We start from the raw sequence: 21,340 nt of genomic DNA on the forward strand, positions 1-21,340 counted from the left end.
CGGTGGACGCCGCCATCACCAGCCGCCACTCGATGCGCGCCTTCCTGCCCACCGAGGTGCCGCGCGATGTGATCGAGGAGATCCTGCGTGTCGCGGCGCGGGCACCCTCGGGCACCAACACCCAGCCCTGGCAGGTGCATGTGCTCAGCGGCGCCGCCAAGCAGCGTTTTTCGGCACGCATCCAGGCCGCCTTCGACGATCCGGCCGAACTCTCCACCCACCAGGAGGAATACGCCTACTACCCGCGCGAATGGGCCTCACCCTATATCGAGCGGCGCCGCAAGGTGGGCTGGGACCTCTACGGCCTCTTGGGCATAGGCAAGACCGACAAGGCCCGCATGCACGACCAGCATGGCCGCAACTACCAGTTCTTCGATGCGCCGGTGGGCCTGATTTTCAGCATAGACCGCGTCATGCAGCAGGGCAGCTGGCTGGACTACGGCATGTTTCTGCAGAACATCATGATCGCCGCGCGTGCACGCGGCCTCCATACCTGCCCGCAAGCGGCCTTTACCCAGTTCCACCGCCTGATCGCCGATGAGCTGCAGTTCAGGCCCGAGCAGATGCTGGTGTGCGGCATGGCCCTGGGCCACGCCGACCCGGCCGCGGTGGAGAACAGCCTGGTGACCGAGCGCGCGCCGGTGGCCGAGTTCACCCGCTTCCTGGCCGACTGATGGCCACCCCCGACACGCTGGCCAGCCTGGCTGCCTGGTGGGGGCTGCCCTTCGCAGGCATGCTGCTGTCCATCGCCCTCATGCCGCTCTTGCTGCCGCTGGTGTGGCATCGCCACTACGGCAAGATCGCGGCGGGCTGGGCGCTTGCCTTCGTGCTGCCCTTTGCCGCCAGCCAGGGCGTGGGCGCCGCCGGCCATGTGCTGGCCCACACCCTGCTCGCCGAATACCTGCCCTTCATCATCCTGCTGACCGCGCTGTTCAGCACCGCGGGCGGCATCTATGTGCGCGGCAATCTGCATGGCAGCCCGGGCCTGAACGCAGGACTGATGACGGTCGGCGCGCTGCTGGCCAGCGTGATGGGCACCACCGGCGCCTCGATGCTGATGGTGCGGCCGCTGATACGCGCCAACGACAACCGCCGCCACGCCGCCCATGTGCTGGTGTTCTTCATCTTCATTGTCTCGAACGCCGGTGGTTCGCTCACGCCGCTGGGAGATCCGCCGCTGTTCCTGGGCTTTCTGCAGGGCGTGGACTTCTTCTGGACCTTGAAGGCGATCGCGCCGCAGACCCTGTTCCTGGTGGGGGCCCTGCTGGCGATCTTCTATGCCATCGACAGCTATTGGTACCGCAAGGAAGGGGTGACGAGGCAAGACCCGACCCCCGACGACGACCGCCTGGGCCTGCTGGGCGCCTGGAACCTGCTGCCGCTGGCGGCGGTGGTGGGCCTGGTGCTGCTGAGCGGCATCTGGACGCCCGGCGTCAGCGTCCAACTGCTGGGCGTCGAGATGGGTCTGCCAGGCTTGGTGCGCGACCTCGGCCTGCTGGGCGTGACGGCCTGGTCGCTGGCGATCACGCCGCGCGGCCTGCGGCAGCGCAACCAGTTCAGCTGGGGGCCCATGCAGGAGGTGGCCAAGCTGTTTGCCGGCATCTTCCTCACCATGATCCCGGTGCTGGCCATGTTGAAGGCGGGCGAGCAGGGGGCGTTTGCGCCGATCGCGCGTGCCGTCACCGGCGCGCATGGCGAGCCGTTGCCCTGGGCCTATTTCTGGTTCAGCGGTGCGCTCTCGTCCTTCCTCGACAACGCGCCGACCTATCTGGTGTTCTTCAACCTCGCCGGCGGCGACCCCCAGGTGCTGATGGGCCCGCTGGCCAGCACCCTGGCGGCGGTGTCGGCCGGCTCGGTGTTCATGGGCGCCAACAGCTACATCGGCAATGCTCCCAACTTCATGGTCAAGGCGATTGCCGAGGAGCGCGGCATCCGCATGCCCAGCTTCTTCGGCTACATGGCCTGGGCCGCCGCGGTGCTGCTGCCGCTGTTCGTCGTGATGACCCTCATCTGGTTCCGCTGAGATGGCAACAAACAAACCCCAGGTCCTGGTGGCCCGCCGCATCTTCCCCGACATCGTCGAGCGCCTGCGCGCGCATTGCGAGGTCGATCTGCACGATGCCAACGAACCGCTGCCGCAGGCCGAACTGATACGGCGCCTGCAGGGCAAGCAGGGCCTGTTCGCCTCGGGCACCGAAGGCATCGACGCGACCCTGCTGGATGCCTGCCCGGGCCTGCGTGCGGTCTGCCTGATGACGGTGGGCTACAACAATGTGGACCTGGATGCCTGCAGCGCGCGCGGCGTGCTGGTCAGCAATGCACCCGACGTGCTCACCGAGACCACCGCCGATTTCGGCTTCGCCCTCATGATGGCGGCGGCGCGCCGCATCAGCGAGAGCGAGCATTACCTGCGCCGCGGCGACTGGAAGCAGTGGCGCGTGGACCTGTTTGCCGGCTCCGACGTGCATGGCGCCACCTTGGGCATCCTGGGCATGGGCCGTATCGGCCAGGCGATCGCCAGACGCGGCGCGCTGGGCTTCGGCATGCCGGTGATCTATCACAACCGCAGCCGCCTGCCGGCCGAGCAAGAGGCGCCCCTTGCGGCGCGCTGGGTCGAGAAGGACGAGCTGCTGCGCCAGGCCGACCACCTGGTTATTGTGCTGCCCTACACGCCCGCCTCGCACCATATGGTGGCGGCGCGCGAGCTGGCGCTGATGAAGCCGACCGCCACGCTCACCAATATCGCGCGCGGCGGCGTGGTCGACGATGCGGCGCTGGCCGAGGCGCTGGCAGCGGGCCGCATCGCGGCGGCCGGCCTGGATGTGTTCGAGGGCGAACCCACGGTGCACCCGGCCCTGCTGCAGTGCGCCAATGTGGTGCTAACGCCGCATATTGCCAGCGCCTCGGTGCCGACGCGCCGCGCCATGTGCAATCTGGCGGTGGACAACCTGATCGCGTTCTTCGGCGGGGGCGTGCCGCCCACGGCCCTCAAGCTGCCGCTCGGGCCGCGCCCCTGAAAACGGGCGCTTGACAAGCGCCGCGCCACCCCTTCCACTGGCCCGACATACAGGGCTCATGGGGAGGCCATTGACGATGCCAGGGCGCGAGGTCTGGTTGGGCGCGCTGCGCCGTTTCAATGAGGGCGAGGGCAGCCTGCCGCAGGCATTTGCGCTGCGCCGCGCACGCCTGCTCACGGTGATGGCCTGGGTGGCGGTGCTGGGCTCCATCCCCTGGGCGAGTTATTTCATCCTGACGGGCCGGCCCCTGGCGGCCCTGCTGCCGGGCAGCGCGGTGCTGGCCGGCGCCCTCACGCTGGGTTTGCTGCGCCTGCATCTGCACCGCGTCGCCGTGCTGCTGTTCAGCCTCGGCTGCCTGCTGGCGGTGCTGGGCATGTGCCTGCTGCTGGACCTGCCCAGCGCGGGCGCGCCGCGCAGCACCCATCTCTATCTGCTGCCCCTGTTCGTCTGCGTGTTCTACTTTCTGCAGTACGGCGAGGGCTGGCTGCGTCTGCTGGTCAGCGCCCTGCTGCTGGGCGCGTTCGTGCTGTTGCAGTCGGCCGAGCTGCGTTTTGTCGACGCGCCGCCGATGCCGGCGTCGGTGCGCCAGCAGGCGGTTTGGGCGGTGGCCCTGCTCACCGTCGTGATGCTCTATCTCTGCGTCGTGACCATGCTGCGCGATGCGCGCCAGGCCACCGAGCTGGAGCTGGACTTCGCGCGCGGCATTGCCGCCGGCGAGATCGAACCCTTCTTTCAGGCCCAGTGCGATGCCGAGGGGCGCTTGATGGGGGCCGAGGTGCTGATGCGCTGGCGCCATCCGCTGCGCGGCCTGGTGCCGCCGGGCGAGTTCATCCCCATGGCCGAGGCCACCGGCCTGATCAAACCGGCCGGCCAGCGTCTCTTGGAGCAGGTGTGCAGCCTGCTGCTGCAGTGGCAGCAGGGCGGGGCGCTGGCCGGCCTGCCCATGGCCATCAATGTCAGCTCGGTGCAGTTGCAGTCGGATGCCGCCACCGAGCGCCTGATCGAGACCGTGCCGCTTGCACTGCGCGAGGCCGGCCTGATCAAGTTCGAGCTCACCGAATCCGCCTATGCCCAGGACTTCGACGACCTGCTGGCCAAGATGCAGGCCATGCGCGCACAGGGCATACGCCTGGCGCTTGACGATTTCGGCACCGGCTTCTCCTCGCTGAGCCTGCTCAAGCGCCTGCCGCTGCACCAGCTCAAGGTGGACCAGAGCTTTGTGCGCGACCTGCCCGACGACGCCGATGCCTGCCATATCGCCGCCACCATCGTGCGGCTGGGCCATGACCTGGGCCTGGACGTGGTGGCCGAGGGGGTGGAGACCCAGGCGCAGCTGGACTGCCTGCGCGCCATGGGCTGCACGGCCTTCCAGGGCTTTCTGTTCGCGCGGCCGCTCTCGGCCGAGAGCTTTGCCAACCAGGCCGCGCTGTGGCGGCGCGGTCTCAAGCCGCCGGCAGGCGCCGCCTGAGGCCAGGCCTCACCAGATGCGGATGCGCTCGGCGCTCGGTTTGTAGAGCTTGTCGCCCGGCTTGGTACCGAAGGCCTGGTGGAAGGCGTCGATGTTCACCGGCGCGCCATTGGCGCGGAACTCGGCCGGGGCATGCGGGTCGGCGGTCAACAGCTGCAGGCTGCGCTCCTCGCGCATCTTCTCGCGCCAGCCCTGCGACCAGCCCATGAAGAAACGCTGCTCGCCGCTCAGCCCGCCCAGCACCGGCGCGGGCCGGCCCTTCAGCGAACGCTGGTAGGCCTTGTAGGCCACCTGCAGGCCGGAGAGGTCGGCGATGTTTTCGCCCAGCGTGAGCTGGCCGTTCACCTGCTTGCCGGGGATGGCCTCGTAGCCGGCGTATTGCTTCACCAGCTTGGCGCCCACCGCCTCGAAGGCCTTGCGGTCGGTCTCGGTCCACCAGTTGCGCAGCATGCCGTCGCCGTCGAACTGGCTGCCGTCGTCGTCGAAGCCATGGCTGATCTCATGGCCGATGATGGCGCCGATGGCGCCGTAGTTGACGGCGTCGTCGGCCTTCATGTCGAAGAAGGGCGGCTGCAGGATCGCGGCCGGGAACACGATCTCGTTGGTGGTGGGCTCGTAGTAGGCATTCACCTGCTGCGGGAACATGCCCCATTCGCCGCGGTCCACCGGCCGGCCCAGCTTGGCGGCGATGCGCGCCCACTCAAAGGCCGCGGCGCGCTCGCGGTTGCCCAGGGCGTCGCCGGCGCGCACCTGCAGCGCGCCGTAGTCGCGCCAGGCATCGGGATAGCCGATCTTGACGCTGTACTTGGAGAGCTTGATCTTGGCCTGCGCCTTGGTCTCGGCGCTCATCCAGTCCAGGGTGTCGATGGATTCGCCAAAGGCCGCCATCAGGTTGGCCACCAGGGCCTGCATGCGGGCCTTGTGGGCGGCCGGAAAATGCCTGGCCACATAGAGCTGGCCCAGCGCCTCGCCCAGGGCCTCATTGACGGCGTTGATGCCCTGCTGCCAGCGCGGCCGCTCCTCGCTGGCCCCCGTCAGCGCGGTGCCGCGGAAGGCAAAGCGCGCCTCGCGGATGGTCTTGGGCAGCACCGCGGCACGGGCGTCCAGGCTGTGCAGCTTCTGGTAGAGCTTCCAGTCGGCCAGCGGTTCCTCGGCCAGCAGCTTGGCGATGCCGACAGCGGCGCTGGGCTGCCAGACCACCAGCTTGTCCACCTGGCGCATCTGCGCCGCGGCCAGCAGGCCCTGCCAGTCATAGGCGGGCACCAGCGCCTGCAGCTGGGCGGGCGTGTGGGGGTTGTAGATCTTCACCGAGTCGCGGCTCTCCACCTCGTCCCAGTGCAGGGCGGCGATGCGCTGTTCAAGCGCCATCACGCGCTGCGCGGCCTCGGCCGGCGCCGGCTCGCCGAGCTGGCCGGCCAGCAGGGTCAGATAGGCGATGTAGGCGGCGCGCGCCCGGGCCATGCGGGCATCGTCGGCCTTCAGGTAATAGTCGCGGCTGGGCAGGCCCAGGCCGCTCTGGCGCAGCAGGGCGCGGTTGACGCCGGGCTGCTTGAAGTCGGGCAGCACGTCCAGCTGCAGCGGCGTGAGCACGCGGCCCTGCATGCGGCCCTGCCATTGCGCCAGCGCGGCGCGGCTGTCGATCGCGTCGATCTCGGCCAGCAGGGGCTGCATGGGCGCGAGGCCGGCGCGCTCGATCGCGTCCAGGTCCAGGTAGGCGCTGTAGAAGGCGCCGATCTGGGCCTCCTTGCTGCCGGGCCGCTGCGGTTTGGCGGCCAGGCCCTCGACGATGCTGCGCAGGCGCGCATCGGCGCGGTCGCTCAGGTCGGTGAAGGTGCCGATCACCGCGCGGTCGCCGGGGATGGCGGTGGCCTTGATCCATTGCCCGTTGACGGCGCGATACAGGTCGTCCTGCGCGCGCACCTGGGCGTCGAAACCATGGCGGTCCAGGCCGGTGGCGGCCGGGCTGGCGAGGCCGTGGCCGCTGAGCTGGGCCAGCAGCGCCAGGGCGCTGAGCTTGTAGATCGTTTTCATACGGCAGGTCTTGAATAAAGTGCCGCAAGGCTAGCGGCCCGCCAGCGCGGCGCCACAAGTTTGTGCCCCGGGGCTTTCCCACCCCCTCGAACGGGTGGGCGCCCCGGGCCCGTGAGCGGGGCTGAGACAATGCCCGCATGACGCTTGTTGAAATTCTTCTGCTGGTGGCCCTGGCGCTGCTGGCCTGTTTGATCGTGCTGGTGCTGCAGGGCCGGCGTGGCGAGGGTGTCGCCCAGCTGGTGGCGGCGGTGCAACAGAACAGCGAGCGCCTGGAGCGCGAGCTGCGCGACGAGCTGGGCCGCAGCGCCAGCGGCACGCGCCAGGAGCTGCTGCAGGGCCTGGCGCAGTTCCAGCAGACCCTGAACCTGGGGCTGCAGAACAGCAACCAGTCGCTCGCCGCGCAGGCACTCGCCTCGCGCGAGGCGCAGGACCAGGCGATGCTGCGCCTGACCGACGCGATGCGCGAGCAGCTCAAGACCATGTCCGCGAGCAACGAGCTGCGCCTGACGCAGGTGCAAACCGCCGTCGAGCAGCGCCTCACCGCGATCCAGCAGGACAACGAGAAGAAGCTCGAGCAGATGCGTGCCACCGTGGACGAGAAGCTGCACGCCACGCTGGAGCAGCGCCTGGGCGAGAGCTTCAAGCAGGTGGCCGAGCGCCTGGAGCAGGTGCACAAGGGCCTGGGCGAGATGCAGAACCTGGCGCGCGATGTCGGTTCGCTGAACCGCGTGCTGACGAATGTGAAGACGCGCGGCATCTTCGGCGAGGTGCAGCTGGCCGGCCTCTTGGAGCAGGTCTTCACGCCCGAGCAGTACGCCGCCAATGTGGCCACCATCCCGGGCAGCAGCGAGCGCGTCGAGTTCGCGATCCGCCTGCCGGGCCAGCGCGACGATGGCGCACCGCTGTGGCTGCCCATCGATGCCAAATTCCCGCGCGAGGACTACGAGCGCCTGCTGGAGGCGCAGGACCGCGCCGATGCCGCCGGCGTCGAGGCCGCCGGCAAGGCCATCGAGACGCGCCTGCGCCTGGAGGCCAGGACCATCCGCGAGAAATACATCGCGCCGCCCCACACCACCGATTTCGGCATGCTGTTCGTGCCCACCGAGGGCCTCTATGCCGAGGCGCTGCGCCGCCCCGGCCTGGTGGAAGCGCTGCAGCGCGAGCACAAGGTCATGCTGGTCGGGCCCACCACCTTGCTGGCGACGCTCACCAGCCTGCAGATGGGCTTCCGCACGCTGGCGCTGGAGAAGCGCTCGGCCGAGGTCTGGGAGGTGCTGGGCGCGGTCAAGACCGAGTTCGGCAAGTTCGGCGATGTACTGGCCAAGACCAAGAAGAAGCTCGACGAGGCCAGCAACACCATCGAGCAGGCCGAGACCCGCACGCGCCAGATGACGCGCAAGCTCAAGAGCGTCGAGGCGCTGCCCGACGAGGCCACGCAGAAGCTGCTGCAGCTGGGGCTGCCCGATGCCGGCGAGGACGCCGAGGAGTGACGCGGCGCCAGGCTTCCTTTCCCTGGCTGATCGCCACCCTCATCGCCGTGCACGCCTGCATGGCGGTGACGCGTGTGGCGGGCAGCCTGTGGGTGCTGCAGGCCGGCCATGGCGAGTGGATGGTGGGGCTGCTCCTGAGTCTGTTCGCGGTCGCGCCCATCCCGCTCTCGATGTGGGCCGGGGGCCTGGCCGATCGGCATGGCCTGCATCGCCCGGTCGGCATCGGCGCGCTGATGGCCGGCGCTGGCGCCCTGGTGGCGCTGGCCTCGCAAAGCCTGCCGGCGATCGCCTTCAGCTGCCTGGCCAGCGGCGGCGCCATCGCGGTGGCGGCGGTGGCGATCCAGCGCGAGGCCGGCCAGCTGGCCGAGGACCCGAGCCAGCTCAAGCGCGTGTTCAGCTGGGTGGCGCTGGGCCCGGCGCTCTCGAATGCGCTGGCCCCCATCTGCACCGGCCTGCTGATCGACCATCTGGGCTACCGCGCCGCCTTCGGCTTTGCGGTGCTGCTGCCGCTGTTGGCCTGGGGCCTGGTGCAGCGCGTGCCGCGCCATACGCCGGCGCCGCCGAGCGCGCAGGCGCGCAGCCGCCCGGCCTGGGAGCTGCTGAAGACCGGCCCGCTGCGCTGGCTGCTGCTGCTCAACATCGTGCTGGCGGCCAGCTGGGACGCGCACAGCTTCGTGGTGCCGGTGGTGGGCCATGCGCGCCAGCTCAGCGCCTCCAGCATCGGCCTGGTGCTGGGCTCGTTCGCTCTGGCCGCCACGCTGGTGCGCCTGGCCATCGTGCGCTGGGCCGGCCGGCTCGACGAGCTCAAGGCCCTGCGCAGCGCCATGCTGCTGGCCAGCCTGACGCTGGCGGCCTATGCCTGGCTGCCCGGCACCGCCGGCCTGATGCTGGGCTCGGCCGTGCTGGGCCTGGCGCTGGGCTCGGTGCAGCCCATGGTGCTGTCCATGCTGCACCAGGTCACGCCGGCGGAGCGCCACGGCCAGGCCCTGGGCCTGCGCATGCTGGCCACGAATGGCGCGACGATCGCGATGCCGCTGGGCTTCGGCCTGCTGGCGGCGGCCTCGGTGGCGGCCGCGCCGCTGTGGCTGATGGCCGCGCTGCTGGTGCTGGCGCAGTTGCCGGCACGCGCGCTGCAGCGGCGCGCCGGCCACCCCTAGCTAGCTGCGCAGCGGCGCCTTGCGCGGCATCTCGATGCGAAAGCGGCTGCCCTGGCCGAGCTGGCTGCTCACCGTCAGGCTGCCGCCCAGCAGGCCGGTGACGATGTTGCGGCAGATCGACAGGCCCAGGCCCGAGCCGCCCTTGCCGAACTGGGTCGTGAAGAAGGGCTCGAACACGCGCGCGGCGGTCTCGGCGCTCATGCCCGCGCCATCGTCGCTGACGCTGATGCAGACGCGCTCGCCCTGGGCCTCGGCGCTGATGCGCAGCAGGCCGCCGTCGCGGCCCGCGAAGGCATGGCGCTCGGCGTTCTGGATCAGGTTGGTGACGACCTGCTCCAGCGGGCCGGGATAGCTGTCGCACAACAGGCCGGCGGGCACGTCCAGCTCGATGCGCCAGGCCTGCGTCTTCAGCATCGGCCCGAAGGCGCGCACCAGGTCGCCGAGCGCCACGCCCAGATCGAAGCTGCGGCGCGCCTCGCTGGTGCCGTCGATCGCCACCTGCTTGAAGCTGGCGATCAGCTCGCTGGCGCGCCGGGTCGAATGCAGCACCAGCTCGCTCAGCTCCTGGCCCACCTGGATGAACTCGTTCATCGCGCTGCGCGACATGCTGCGGCCCGCGGCGGCCTTGGCCAGGGCCTGCAGGCGGTCGTGCAGCGCCGAGGCCGCGATCATGGCATTGCCGATCGGCGTGTTCAGCTCATGCGAAACCCCCGCCACCAGCGAGCCCAGCGAGCTGAGCTTCTTGGCTTCCACCAGCTCGTCCTGGGTGCGGCGCAGCTGGTCCAACGCCTCCTCCAGGTGCTGGGTGCGCTTGGCCACGCGCTGCTCGAGATTGCGGCTCAGGTCCAGCACCTGCAGGTACTGGCGCTTCTTGCTGTCGGCCAGGCCGGCGGCGATCGCCGCGCCCAGCGCCACCACGGCACTCAGGCTCACCGCGCCGATCCAGGCGCTTTCGCGCCCGGCCTTGGCGGCGGCCGGCTCCATCGCCGCCAGCATGGTGAAGGCCAGGATGCTCAGCGCGGCCATGGCCCAGGCCTGGCGCTTGCCCAGCATCCAGCCGGCCAGCATCAGCAGCAGCGGGCAGGCGTAGAGGCCGCTGTAGCCGAGACCCGGGTGCAGCAGCGCGCCCGTCATCAGCACCGCCCAGATGCCCCACAGCAGGGCCATCACCGCGGCGCGCATGCGCTGCCGCGCGATCAGGCGCAGCGTCACGCCCACCAGCAGGGCGATCGCCAGGTTGTCCCAGGCGCGCCACTGGCTGCCGGCCGGCTGCACCCAGAGCGTGTGCAGGCCCAGCGCGATCATCGCGGCCAGCACCAGGCGCAGAAAGATGCGCAGGAAGCGCTCGCTGTGCGGGCCGAAGTAGAACTCGGCCGTGCCAGGGTCGTCGATGGCGGGGGGCTTGGGCTGGTGCATGCTGAGGTCAACTGGGTACTAGCTTGCCTGAGCAAGCATGCTATAGGCTGACGGGTGCCGGCGGGGCCAGGTGTTGCTTCGAGGGTCAACGCGCTGGCGCCGCGGCGGCGCATCCGTTCTACTGGCCGGGCCGCTTTGCAACGTGAGGGGAAAAGCCATGACGCGTCGCACGCTGGGGGGCTTTGCGCTGATCTGGCTGCTGGCCAGTGCCGGCGCCATCTGGCTGTGGAGCCAGCGCGCCGAGGTCTCCCTGCTGGAGCGCCTGGACCAGTGGAGCCTGGACGCGCAGACCCTGTGGCGCGGGCCGCTGGCGCCCGACGCGGCGCAGCCCATCGTGCTGGTGAGCGTCGATGACGCCAGCCTGCAGCGCCTGGGCGGCGCGCTGCCCGACCGTGCCGCGCTGGCCGCGGCGGTGACGCGCCTGCATGCCGCCGGCGCGCGCGCGATCGCGCTCGACATCCTGCTGCTGGAGGCCTCCAAGGGCGAGCACGCGGCCGACGACGCGCGGCTGGCGGCGGCGATGCGCGCCGCCGGCCGGGTGCTGATTCCCTTCGCCCTGCCGGACCAGCCCGGCCAGGGCGCCGATGCGGCGCCCAGCCCCAAGCTGCTGGCCCAGGCCTTCATGCATTACAGCGAACCCGCGGCCGAGCAGCGCCTGGCCCGGCATGGCTACCAGCCCGCGCAGCTGCTGGCGCCGCTGCCGGCGCTGGCCGAGGCGGCCGCGGCCCTGGGCCATGTGAGCGCGCCCCGCAGCAGCGATGGCAGCCTGCGCTGGGATTTCCCGGCGCTCAGCCTGGGCGGCGAGGTCTATCCCTCGCTGGCCCTGCGCCTGGCGGTGCAGGCGCGCGGGCTGGACTGGCGCGCGGCCGGGGTGCGCTTTGGCGAGGCCGTCGAGGCGGGGCCGCTGCGCGTGCCGCTGGACGAGCTTTCGCGCCTGTGGGTCAACTACTACGGCCCGGCCGGCCAGTTCGAGCGCATCAGCTTCATCGAGCTGATGGACGGCCGGGTGGCGCCGGCGCGCCTGGCCGGCCGCATCGCCATCCTGGGGGTGTCGGCGCTGGGCGCGGGCGACCATTTCCCCAGCCCCTTCGACGCCGGCCTGCCGGGCGTGGAGCGCCTCGCCACCGTGGTGGACAACATGCTCAGCGGCCGCGCGCTGCAGCGCCCGCGCTGGGCCGGCGCGGCCGAGCTGGCCGCGATGTTGTGCCTGCCGGGCCTGGCGGTGGGCCTGCTGGCCTGGTGGCCGCCGCGGCGCGCGCTGCCGGCCCTGCTGCTGCTGGCGCTGGCCCTGCTGGCGCTGGCGCAGGCGCAGTTCGCGCAGCAGCAGCGCATCTTTTCGCTCGCCTTTCCGGCCCTGGCCCTGGGGGCGGCCTGCCTGGGCGCCATCAGCCTGCGCGCCGGCGTCGAGCTGGCGCGCAAGCGTGCGGCGCTGCAAGCCCTGCAGGCCAGCGAGCAGCGCTATGCGCTGGCGGCGCAGGGCGCCAACGACGGGCTGTGGGACTGGGATCTGCGCAGTCAGCGGGTCTATTACTCGGCGCGCTGGCTGGCGCTGATGGGGCTGGACGAGGCCCAGGCGGGCCACGCCATGGCCGCCTGGACCCTGCCGCTGGACGAGGCCGGGCGGCGCGCGTTCGAGGCCGAGCTGCAGGCGCATCTGCAGGGGCGCAGCCTGCAGTTCCACCATGTGCTGCACTTCAGCCAGGGCGGGCTGGAGCGCTGGCTGCTGGCGCGCGGCGTCGCCACCCGGGAGGGCGGCCAGGCGCAGGGCCGGGTGGCGCGCATGGCGGGCTCGCTCACCGACATCAGCGAGGCGCGCCGCCTGCAGCAGCAGATCAGCTTCGACGCGCTGCACGACCGCCTCACCGGCCTGGCCAACCGCGCGCTGTTCCGCGAGCAGCTGCAGCAGTTGCTGGCGCAGCAGCCCGGCATCGGCCTGCTGCTGCTGGGCCTGGATGAGTTCCGCGCCTTCAACGAGGAGCATGGCACGCTGGCCGGCGATGCGGCGCTGCGCGAAACGGCGGCGCGGCTGCGCGCGCTGATCGGCGAGCAGGGCCTGCTGGCGCGCCTGGGCGGCGACGAGTTCGGCCTGGCGCTGGCCTGCGGCCCCAACGAGCGCCTGCCGGCCCAGGCGCTGGCCTGCCTGGAACCGGGCCTGCGCCTCGCTGAGGGTCAGGTCTTGCGCCTGAGCGCCTGCGTCGGCTGGGCCCATGCCAGCCAGGGGCCGCAGCAGGCCGACGAGCTGCTGGCCGCCGCCGAGGGCGCGCTGGCGCATGCCAAGGCGGCCGGGCCGGGGCATGCCCATAGCTTCGACCCGGCCGAGCAGCTGGTCGAGCAGTCGCGCCGCTGGATGCGCGAGCAGATCGACCTGGCGCTGGCCGCGGGCGACCAGTTCCAGCTGCATTACCAGCCCTTTGTGCGCCTGGCCGATCGCAGCCTGCTGGGCTTCGAGGCCTTGATACGCTGGCGCCACCCGAGCAAGGGCCTGGTGATGCCGGGCGACTTCATCCCGGTGGCCGAGGAGAGCGGCCAGATCGCCGCGATCGGCCGCTGGACCCTGCTGGAGGCGGCCGCCCAGCTGCGCCGCTGGCATGCGCTGGGCTTCCGCGGCGAGATCGCGGTGAACCTCTCCGGCGTGCAGCTGGCGCGCGATCTGGAGCTGATGGCGGACGCGCGCGCCACCCTGGCGGCGCTGGGCGAGGTGCCGGTGCGGCAGCTCAAGCTGGAGGTCACCGAGAGCATGGCGATGGCCCATCCGCAGCGCAGCGCCGAGCTGCTGCAGGAGCTGGCCGGGCTGGGCTTCAAGCTCTCGATCGACGACTTCGGTACCGGCTATTCATCGCTGGCCTATCTGCACCGCTTCCCCTTCGACACGCTCAAGGTGGACCGCAGCTTCGTGATCCGGCTCGCGGCCGGGCGCGAGGCGCAGGAGATCGTGCGCACCATCGTCGGCCTGGCGCTGGCGCTGGGCAAGCAGACCCTGGCCGAGGGTGTGGAAGACGAGGCGCAGGCGGCGCTGCTGCAGCAGCTGGGCGTGCAGGTGGGGCAGGGCTGGCTGTTTGCCAAGGCGCTGCCGGCGGCCGAGGCCGAGCGCTGGGTGGAGGCGGCGGTGGCGGCAGCGGTGGTGGCGGCGCTTCAGCGGTAGAGGTTGTTCGCGTCCGCGGCCAGGGTGCTGAACAGGCGCGGCTGCTGTTGCCGCCGGCCCGCGCTGACGGCCAGGGCCTGGGCCGCGGTGAAGCGCTGGGCGGCCTCGAAGGCGGGCTGGACCTGGCCCTGGAAATGCGCCAGGTAGTCGAAGAAGGCCTGGGTGAAGAAGCTGCCGCGCAGCGCCCGCTGCGGATCCAGCGGGCTGCTGAATTGCCCCGGCCGCACCGGTGGCCCGAGGCTTTCCTGGCCCTCGCTGGTGGCGGTGATGAAGGCATAGCCGCCTGCGGGCGCATCGGCGCTCCAGGCCGCAAGCGAGACGCTCTCCACATCGACGCGGCCGCCGTTGGCGCGCAGCATCTGGCCGCGGCTGTCGGCGTCCATGTCGGTCAGCATGTCGCCGCTGTAGCAGGTGTCCACCAGCACGCGGGTGACGCGGCTGGGCTGGCGCGCCAGCTGCTGCACCAGCCGGTCGTGCACCGAGCTGGCCTGCAGCCTGAGCAGGTACTCGGTGGCATCGCGGCTGGGGGTGCCGCCGACGTCGCCGGAATCGTAGGCGGCGATCGACATGCGGTGCTGGCCCGGCCCCTTGGGCGAGGGCAGGGGCGGGTTGCCATGGCTGGAGATGTAGAGGAACAGGCTGTCGGCCGGCCCGAGTCGCTCGCCCATGCGCAGCAGCGCGGCCTCGATGGCGGCCTTGTTGGCCTGCGCGCCCAGCAGGGCGCTGACCTCGTAGCCGGCGCGCCCCAGCTGGGTGGCCACCAGGCGCGCGTCGTCCTCGCCCTGGATCGGGCGCAGGTGGACGCTGTCCATGAACTCGTTGATGCCCACCACCAGGGCCAGCTTGCGGCTGCCGGCCGGCTGGGCCTGGCGCCGCGCCGCCGCCAGCCGGCGCGCATGCTCGGCGATCGCCTCGCCGGCCGCGCGCTCCCAATGCCGCTGCTGCACCTCGGCCGGATAGCGCGGCGAGCAGGACTTCAGGCCGACGATGGATTGCACGATCAGGAAGGCGCGCTCCACCTCGTCTTCATCGCGGTAGCGCCCCAGCAGCTGCACGCGGCCGACGTTGTCGCGCGCCACGCCGGCCTCGGCCAGGCCATGCTCGCGCAGCTTGAGCCGGATGCGCTCGATGAGCGGCTCCGGCACCTGATAGCCCTGGTAGCCGCTCTGGTAGCCAGGCATCTGCGGGCTGGCGCAGCCGCCCAGCAGCAGGCTTAGCGTGGTGCCGGTGAACTGGCGGCGCCGCATCGTTATTCGACCTGCACCGTGGCGCTCAGCGTGCGCGCCGGCAGGCCGGCGGCGGCGACGCTGAACTCGTAGCGGTAGGCCACGCCCACCGGCACCTCCTTGGGGATGGGCAGGCGCGCCAGGTCCAGGCTTTCGCCGGGCGCCAGCACGCGGGTCTCGCGCGCATGGCCGGTGAAGGCCAGCGCCTGCTCCTTGCCGTCGGCGATCGCGAACAGCCGGCGTTCGATCAGCACCTCGGCCTCGTCGCCCTGCGGGGTCAGCAGCACGAAGGCGCTGCGGATTTCCAGGCTCTCGCCGGCGCGCACGCGGCTCGGCATGTCCAGCGCGCGCAGCAGCAGCAGCGGGCCCGTCTCGGGCCGGTAGCCGGTCTCGGCGATGGCGCGCGCATAGTCGGCGCCGCGCTGCAGCTGCGAGGCGGGGATCCAGTCGGGATGCTGCTCGTAGCAGGCGCCGGCGGCCTTGAACCAGGCGCTGGCCAGGCCCATGCTGGCACCGCCGCCGACGCTGAGCGTCAACTGGCGGCCTTCGCTGCGGCGTTCTTCACGTGGCTCCTGGCGGCGCGACAGCAGGGCCGAGCCCAGCTTGCCCAGGGCGCCGAGCGCGGCCCCCTTGACGCTGGCGGCGCGCTGCTGCTCGGCAATGCAGCCGTCCAGGGCCTGGGTGACGGATTCCTGCGCCCAGCCGCCGGGTGGCAGGAGGGCCAGCAACAGTGCTGCGTTCCGGAAGCTGGGCATCGGTGGATCTCCGCGAGCAGTTAGCTGATTCTGCGGCCTGCGGCGCGCTTGTGCGGGCTTAGACTGAAGCCATCGGTCCAGCCAAGGAGCAAAAATGCGCAGCTTGTTGTTGATCCTGAGCCTGCTGGGCGGGGCCGCCCTGGCCGAGCCGGTGTGCGAGGTGGCGGCCCTGGTGGGTGAGGTCCAGGTGCAGGATGCGGCCGGCACGCGCAGCCTGCGCGCCGGCGAACGCCTGGAGCCCGGCGCCGAGCTGCGCAGCGGGCCGCAGGCGCGCGTGCGGCTGCGTTTCGTCGATGGCTCCACCCTGGTGCTGGCGGATCGCAGCCAGCTGCGCATCGAGCGCTTCGTGCAGGGGCCGGGCCAGCCGCGCGAGGCCGCCCTGCTGCTGCAGCTGGGCCTGATCGGCCAGCAGGTCAAGCCGGCCGCCGGCGGCAGCTGGCGCGTGCGCACGCCCACCGCGGTGACGGCGGTGCGCGGCACGGAATTCAGCGTCGAGGTGGCCGGGGACCTGGCCACCGCCGTGCATGTGAGCAGCGGCGCGGTGGCGGTGGAGCCGCTGGCGGCCGAGCCAGAACCTGCCATTGATGACGGCGCCAGCGCCCCCTACAGCAGCAAGGCGCCGGCGCTCGGCAAGCCGCGCAAGCCCAGGCCGGTGCTGTTGCAGGCGGCGCGCAACGGCACGCGCTGCGATGCCCAGGGCCAGTGCAGCGAGGCCGCGGCCTGGTCGGCCGAGCGCGTGCAGCAGATCCAGCAGCGCCTGGGTGGTTTCTGATTAACAAGGATTGTTTCCAATGACATTGAAGTTCGCAGGGCCGGCGGCCTGGGTGGCCGCCGGTCTGGCCCTTGCCTTGCTGGCGCCCGTTCCGCCTGCCTGGGCCGCTGCCAAGCCGGCGGTGCCAGCCGTCAGCACGGCCAAACAGCCCGCCAAGCGCAGTGCCACGCCGCTGCCATCACCACGCGCCGAGTTCGTGCGCGAGCTCGGCGGCATTTCGGAATACCGCCTGCCCAACGGACTGCAGATCCTGCTCTTCCCCGACGAGGCGCAGAGCACCACCACCGTCAACATCACCTACCGGGTCGGCAGCCGGCATGAATCGCAGGGCGAGTACGGCATGGCGCATCTGCTCGAGCACATGGTGTTCAAGGGCACGCCCGCGCACCAGGACATCGCCGGCGAGCTGGCCGCGCGCGGCGTGCGCTTCAACGGCAGCACCACCACCGACCGCACCAACTACTTCGCGTCCTTCAATGCCAGCGAGCCGACGCTGGACTTCATGCTGCGGTTGGAGGCCGACCGCATGCTCAACGCCTTCATCGCCAAGGCCGATCTCGACAAGGAGATGAGCGTGGTGCGCAACGAGTTCGAGCGCGGCGAGAACAACCCCAACCAGGTGCTGTTCCAGCGCGTGCAGGCGGTGGCCTATGACTGGCATGCCTATGGCCACTCGACCATCGGCCCGAAGAGCGACATCGAGAACGTGCCGATCGAGAACCTGCAGGCCTTCTACCGGCGCTATTACCGGCCCGACAACGCCACCCTGCTGGTGGCCGGGCGCTTCGAGCCGGAGGCGGTGCTGCAGCGCATCGCCGGCATCTACGGGCCCTTGCCGCGCCCGGCCGCGCCGCTGCGTGAGCCCTACACGGTGGAGCCGGCCCAGGATGGCGAGCGCAGCGTGGTGGTGCGCCGCGTGGGCGGGCAGCCGATGCTGATGGTGCAGTACCACGTGCCGGCCGCGGCGCATGCGGATTCGGCGCCGCTGATGGTGCTGGGCATGCTGATGTCGCTGCAACCCAGCGGCCTGCTCTACAAGGAGCTGGTGGAAAGCAAGCTGGCGCTGGCCGCCGGCCTGGGCGGCATGGGCGGGCAGGGGCCCGGCGCGGTGCGTGCCTTCGTGGCGCTGGCGCCGGATGCCGATGCGGCCAAGGTGGAGCAGCGCCTGCTGGAGCTGTTGGAGGGGCGTGCCGGCAAGCCCTTCGACGAGGCGGAGCTGCAGCGCGTGCGCGAGCTGGCGCTGCTCTCCTACCGCGAGCAGATGAAGCGGCCCGAGGCCCTGATCCAGCAGATCTCGTCCCTGCTCGGCGCGGGCGACTGGCGCCTGCTGTTCCAGCTCATGGAGGACCTGCCGCGCGTCACGCTGGACGATGTGGAGCGGGTGCGTCGCGCCTATCTGCGCCCGGCCAACCGCACGCTGGGGCGCTATCTGCCGGCCAAGCAGGTCGAGCGCGTCGAGATCCCCGCCGCACCGGCGCTGGACGAGCGCCTGGCGCATCTGCAGGGCCCGCCCAAGCTCGAGGAGGGCGAGCGATTCGACCCCACGCCGGCGCTGCTGGAGGCACGCACCGAGCGCCGCCAGCTGCCCAGCGGCATGCGGCTGCAGGTTCTCAACAAGCGCACGCGCGGCAATACCGTGCTGCTGCAGCTGCAGCTGCGCTGGGGCGAGCGCCAGGCCATGAAGCCGCTGCGCGGCGGCGATCTGGTGGACGACCTGCTCACCGAGGGCAGCGCGACGCTGGACAAGCAGAAGCTGCGCGACGAGTTGGTGCGCCTGAAGGCGGGCCTGCGCGTGGTCGGCGGCGCGCAGGGCGCCACGCTCTACCTGAGCGCCGAGCGCGACACCTTGTTGGAGGCGCTGCAGCTGGCCGCTGATGTGCTGCAGCATCCGGCCCTGCCCGCGGATGCCTTCGAGCGCATCCGGCAGGCCGGCCTGGCCGCGCTGCGCGGCTCGCGCGAGGAGCTGGAAACCAAGCGCCAGGAGGCCACCAGGCTGCACTACAACCAGGCGCGCGGCGTGGGCTTCGGCGACGCCGACTACCTGCCCAGCGTGGATGACCGGCTCGCGCGCCTGCAGGCCATCACGCTGGACGAGGTGCGCGCCTTCCACACCGAGTTCTGGTCGGCCAACGAGGCCCAGGTGGCGGTGGTGGGCGCGCTGCCCGCGGGCCTGGACGAGGCGCTGGAGCGTCTTTTCGGCGGCTGGAAGAAGCCGCAGGCGCCGCGCTTCGTGCGCCATTTCTCCAGCCATGTGGCGATTCCTGCGGCGCGTTTCGACGTGAGCGTGCGCGACAAGGCGAATGCCAGCCTGCGCATGGACCAGCGCTTCGCGCTGAACCAGAAGGATGCCGACTACCTGCCCATGCTGCTGGCCGTGCACATCTTCGGTGGCGGCGGCATCGAGAGTCGCTTGTCGGAGCGGGTGCGCCAGAAGGAGGGGCTCAGCTATGGCGTGGGCGCCGCGCTGGAAAGCAGCTACTGGGGCCAGGAGGGCGGGCTGGTGATCAGCGGCAGTTTCGCGCCGCAGAACCGCGAGCGCGTGCTGGCGCTGGTGCACGAGGAGCTGGCGCGCATGACGCGCGATGGCGTCAGCGCCGCCGAGCTGGCACGCGCCAAGACGGCGCTGCTGCAGGCCGCGCTGCAGGCGCGCGCCAACGAGGGCCAGCTGGCCGCCCAGCTGAACGCGCTGGGCGAGGATGGCCGCAGCTGGCTGGCCGAGCAGGAGGAGGAGGCGCGCCTGCAGGCGGCGACGCTGGCGCAGGTGAACGCCGCCTGGCGCCGGCTGGTGAAGCCCGAGGGCTTCGTGATCAGCACCGCCGGCGACTTTGACAAGAAGCCTTAAGCCATGCCCTGGTGGCGCAGCAGGGCGTCGATCTGCGGCTCGCGGCCGCGGAAGGCCTTGAAGTTTTCCATCGCGCTGCGCGCGCCACCCATCTCCAGCACGTTCTTCAGGTAGCGCTCGCCGGTGGCGGCGTTGAACACGCCCTCCACCTCGAAGGCGCTCCAGGCGTCGGCGCTCAGCACCTCGGCCCATTTGTAGCTGTAATAACCCGCCGAGTAGCCGCCCGCGAAGATGTGCGAGAAGCTGTGCTGGAAGCGGTTGAAGGCCGGCGGCGGGTTCACCGCCACCTCGGCGCGCACCTCGTCCAGCAGCAGCTGGATCTGGCCTTCGCTTCCCGGCTCGGCGTGCAGGCGCATGTCGAACAGCGAGAACTCGATCTGGCGCAGGGTCTGCAGGCCGGACTGGAAGTTCTTGGCCGCCGTCATCTTGTCGAACAGGGCGCGCGGCAGCGGCGCGCCGCTGTCCACATGGGCGGAGAGCTGCTGCAGCACCTCCCATTCCCAGCAGAAGTTCTCCATGAACTGGCTGGGCAGCTCCACCGCATCCCATTCCACGCCCGAGATGCCCGACACGCCCAGCTCGTTCACCTGGGTGAGCAGGTGGTGCAGGCCGTGGCCGAACTCGTGGAACAGCGTCGTCACATCGTCATGCGTGAGCAGTGCAGGTTTGTCGCCAGACGGTGATGCGAAGTTGCACACCAGCTGGGCCACCGGCAGTTGTTGCCGGCCTGGACCCTCCCGATCTGGGCGGGCCCAGCGGCTGCGCACCTCGTCCATCCAGGCGCCGGGGCGCTTGCCCGGGCGCGCGTACAGGTCCAGGTAGAACTGGCCGATGGTCTGCTGCGCGCGTTCCAGGCGGTAGAACTTGACGCTCTCGTGCCAGACCTCGGCGCTGTCCTCGACGATGCGCACATTGAAGACGCGCTCGATGATGTCGAACAGGCCCTGCAGCACGCGCGGGGCGGTGAGGTATTGGCGCACCTCCTGGTCGCTGAAGGCGTAGCGCGCCTCCTTCAGCTTCTCGCCGTAATAGGCATGGTCCCAGGCCTGCATGTCGGTGCATCCCTGGTCGATGGCGAACTGGCGCAGCTCGGCCAGGTCCTGCTGCGCAAACGGCCTGGCCTTGGCGGCCAGCTCGCGCAAAAACTCCAGCACCTGGGCGGGCGAGTCGGCCATCTTGGCCACCAGCGAGGCATCGGCAAAGCTCGCGTAGCCCAGCAGCTGCGCCTCTTCCTGGCGCAGCGCCAGCAGCTCCCGCATCAGCGCGCTGTTGTCCAGCTCGGGCTTGGCGCCGAGTTCGCTGGCACGCGTGACATAGGCGCGGTAGACGGTCTCGCGCAGCGCCCGGTTGCTGCAGTACTGCATCACCGGCAGATAGCAGGGGAAGTGCAGGGTGATCTTGTGGCCGTCCTTGCCCTCGGCTTCGGCCGCGGCGCGCGCGTTCGCCACCACATCGGCCGGCACGCCCTCCAGCTCATCGGCCGTGGCGTAATAGGCGAAGCCATCGGTGGCGTCCATCACATGCTCGGAGAACTGCTGGCCCAGCTCGGCGCTGCGCTCCTGGATGGCGGCAAAGCGCGCCTTGGCCTCGCCCTGCAGCTCGGCGCCGGACAGCACGAAGTCGCGTATCCACAGCGTCAGCGCGCGCTGGCGCGCCGGGTTCAAGCCGGCCGCATTGGCGTGGATGGCCTTGTACTTGGCAAAGAGCTTTTCGTCGGCGCCCAGGCTGGTATAGAACTCGGTCACCGCCGGCAGCATGGCGTTGTAGGCCTCGCGCAGCTCGGGCGTGTTGGCCACGGCGTTGAGATGGCCCACCGCGCCCCAGGCATGCGAGAGCCGCTCGGTGGCCACGCTCAGCACGGCTTCCAGCGCGTCGTAGTCGGCCGGCGTGGCGTCGGCGGTGGCCGTGGCGAGGGCCTGCTGGGCCTGCTCCAGCAAGGCGGAGATGGCCGGCTGGATGTGCTCGGGGCGGATCTGCGCGAATGGCGGCAGGGCGGTGTTGGCGAGAAGAGGGTTGCTCATGGG

Annotated in this window: 14 protein-coding genes; 9 read left to right on the plus strand and 5 right to left on the minus strand. The window is 71.0% G+C overall.

All coding sequences use genetic code 11. From position 1 onward, the window contains the following. Positions 1 to 32 precede the first annotated feature (32 nt). The 4 genes from AC3WQY_RS00235 to AC3WQY_RS00250 all read left to right on the plus strand — a co-directional run bounded on the left by AC3WQY_RS00235 (position 33) and on the right by AC3WQY_RS00250 (position 4,485). Positions 33 to 674, plus strand: a complete 642-nt coding sequence (locus AC3WQY_RS00235) for a nitroreductase (protein WP_492705370.1) — start codon at positions 33 to 35, stop codon at positions 672 to 674. Continuing rightward, the gene (locus AC3WQY_RS00240) at positions 674 to 2,023 is read left to right on the plus strand and encodes a sodium:proton antiporter (protein WP_492704849.1); all 1,350 of its coding nucleotides are present in this window, start codon (positions 674 to 676) and stop codon (positions 2,021 to 2,023) included. The genes AC3WQY_RS00235 and AC3WQY_RS00240 overlap by 1 nt, the downstream gene beginning before the upstream one ends. A gap of 1 nt (position 2,024) precedes the next feature. Next, the gene (locus tag AC3WQY_RS00245; protein ID WP_492704851.1) at positions 2,025 to 3,017 is read left to right on the plus strand and encodes a 2-hydroxyacid dehydrogenase; all 993 of its coding nucleotides are present in this window, start codon (positions 2,025 to 2,027) and stop codon (positions 3,015 to 3,017) included. 76 nt (positions 3,018 to 3,093) lie between these two features. Continuing rightward, positions 3,094 to 4,485, plus strand: coding sequence for a putative bifunctional diguanylate cyclase/phosphodiesterase (locus tag AC3WQY_RS00250; RefSeq protein WP_492704853.1), 1,392 nt, complete (start codon positions 3,094 to 3,096; stop codon positions 4,483 to 4,485). Positions 4,486 to 4,494: 9 nt separating this feature from the next. Here the strand turns inward: AC3WQY_RS00250 and AC3WQY_RS00255 are convergent, their stop codons facing one another. After that, positions 4,495 to 6,516 carry a M13 family metallopeptidase gene (locus tag AC3WQY_RS00255; protein WP_492704856.1) on the minus strand — a complete coding sequence of 674 codons (2,022 nt, stop codon included), beginning with the start codon at positions 6,514 to 6,516 and terminating at the stop codon, positions 4,495 to 4,497. A gap of 137 nt (positions 6,517 to 6,653) precedes the next feature. Here AC3WQY_RS00255 and AC3WQY_RS00260 point away from each other — a divergent pair, with 137 nt between their 5' ends. Next, positions 6,654 to 8,006: a DNA recombination protein RmuC gene (locus AC3WQY_RS00260; RefSeq protein WP_492704858.1), complete on the plus strand. Its 1,353-nt coding sequence runs from the start codon at positions 6,654 to 6,656 to the stop codon at positions 8,004 to 8,006. Continuing rightward, complete coding sequence (locus AC3WQY_RS00265; protein WP_492704860.1) at positions 8,003 to 9,163, plus strand: MFS transporter; 1,161 nt, start codon at positions 8,003 to 8,005, stop codon at positions 9,161 to 9,163. The genes AC3WQY_RS00260 and AC3WQY_RS00265 overlap by 4 nt, the downstream gene beginning before the upstream one ends. Here AC3WQY_RS00265 and AC3WQY_RS00270 read toward each other — a convergent pair whose 3' ends face one another. Then, positions 9,164 to 10,579: a sensor histidine kinase gene (locus tag AC3WQY_RS00270; RefSeq protein WP_492704862.1), complete on the minus strand. Its 1,416-nt coding sequence runs from the start codon at positions 10,577 to 10,579 to the stop codon at positions 9,164 to 9,166. A gap of 157 nt (positions 10,580 to 10,736) precedes the next feature. Between AC3WQY_RS00270 and AC3WQY_RS00275 the strand changes: the two genes are divergently transcribed. After that, entirely contained in the window at positions 10,737 to 13,721 is a 2,985-nt protein-coding gene (locus tag AC3WQY_RS00275; RefSeq protein WP_492704864.1) for an EAL domain-containing protein, read from the plus strand. Here the strand turns inward: AC3WQY_RS00275 and AC3WQY_RS00280 are convergent. Together AC3WQY_RS00280 and AC3WQY_RS00285 are read right to left on the minus strand one after the other, a co-directional pair. Continuing rightward, positions 13,712 to 14,968, minus strand: a complete 1,257-nt coding sequence (locus AC3WQY_RS00280) for a caspase family protein (protein ID WP_492704866.1) — start codon at positions 14,966 to 14,968, stop codon at positions 13,712 to 13,714. The two genes, AC3WQY_RS00275 and AC3WQY_RS00280, sit on opposite strands and share 10 nt — an antisense overlap. A gap of 2 nt (positions 14,969 to 14,970) precedes the next feature. After that, on the minus strand, positions 14,971 to 15,702 hold the full coding sequence (locus AC3WQY_RS00285; RefSeq protein ID WP_492704868.1) for a hypothetical protein: 732 nt from the start codon (positions 15,700 to 15,702) through the stop codon (positions 14,971 to 14,973). Positions 15,703 to 15,796: 94 nt separating this feature from the next. Here AC3WQY_RS00285 and AC3WQY_RS00290 point away from each other — a divergent pair, with 94 nt between their 5' ends. Continuing rightward, positions 15,797 to 16,474, plus strand: a complete 678-nt coding sequence (locus AC3WQY_RS00290; protein ID WP_492704870.1) for a FecR family protein — start codon at positions 15,797 to 15,799, stop codon at positions 16,472 to 16,474. A 19-nt stretch (positions 16,475 to 16,493) separates the two neighbouring features. Beyond that, a complete protein-coding gene (locus tag AC3WQY_RS00295) occupies positions 16,494 to 19,316 on the plus strand; it encodes a M16 family metallopeptidase (RefSeq protein WP_492704872.1) in 2,823 nt (940 codons plus the stop codon). Here AC3WQY_RS00295 and AC3WQY_RS00300 read toward each other — a convergent pair. Then, positions 19,313 to 21,337: a M3 family metallopeptidase gene (locus AC3WQY_RS00300; RefSeq protein ID WP_492704874.1), complete on the minus strand. Its 2,025-nt coding sequence runs from the start codon at positions 21,335 to 21,337 to the stop codon at positions 19,313 to 19,315. The genes AC3WQY_RS00295 and AC3WQY_RS00300 overlap by 4 nt on opposite strands. Positions 21,338 to 21,340: the final 3 nt, after the last annotated feature.

It is taken from the genome of Roseateles sp. FW301-B2, assembly GCF_058788955.1.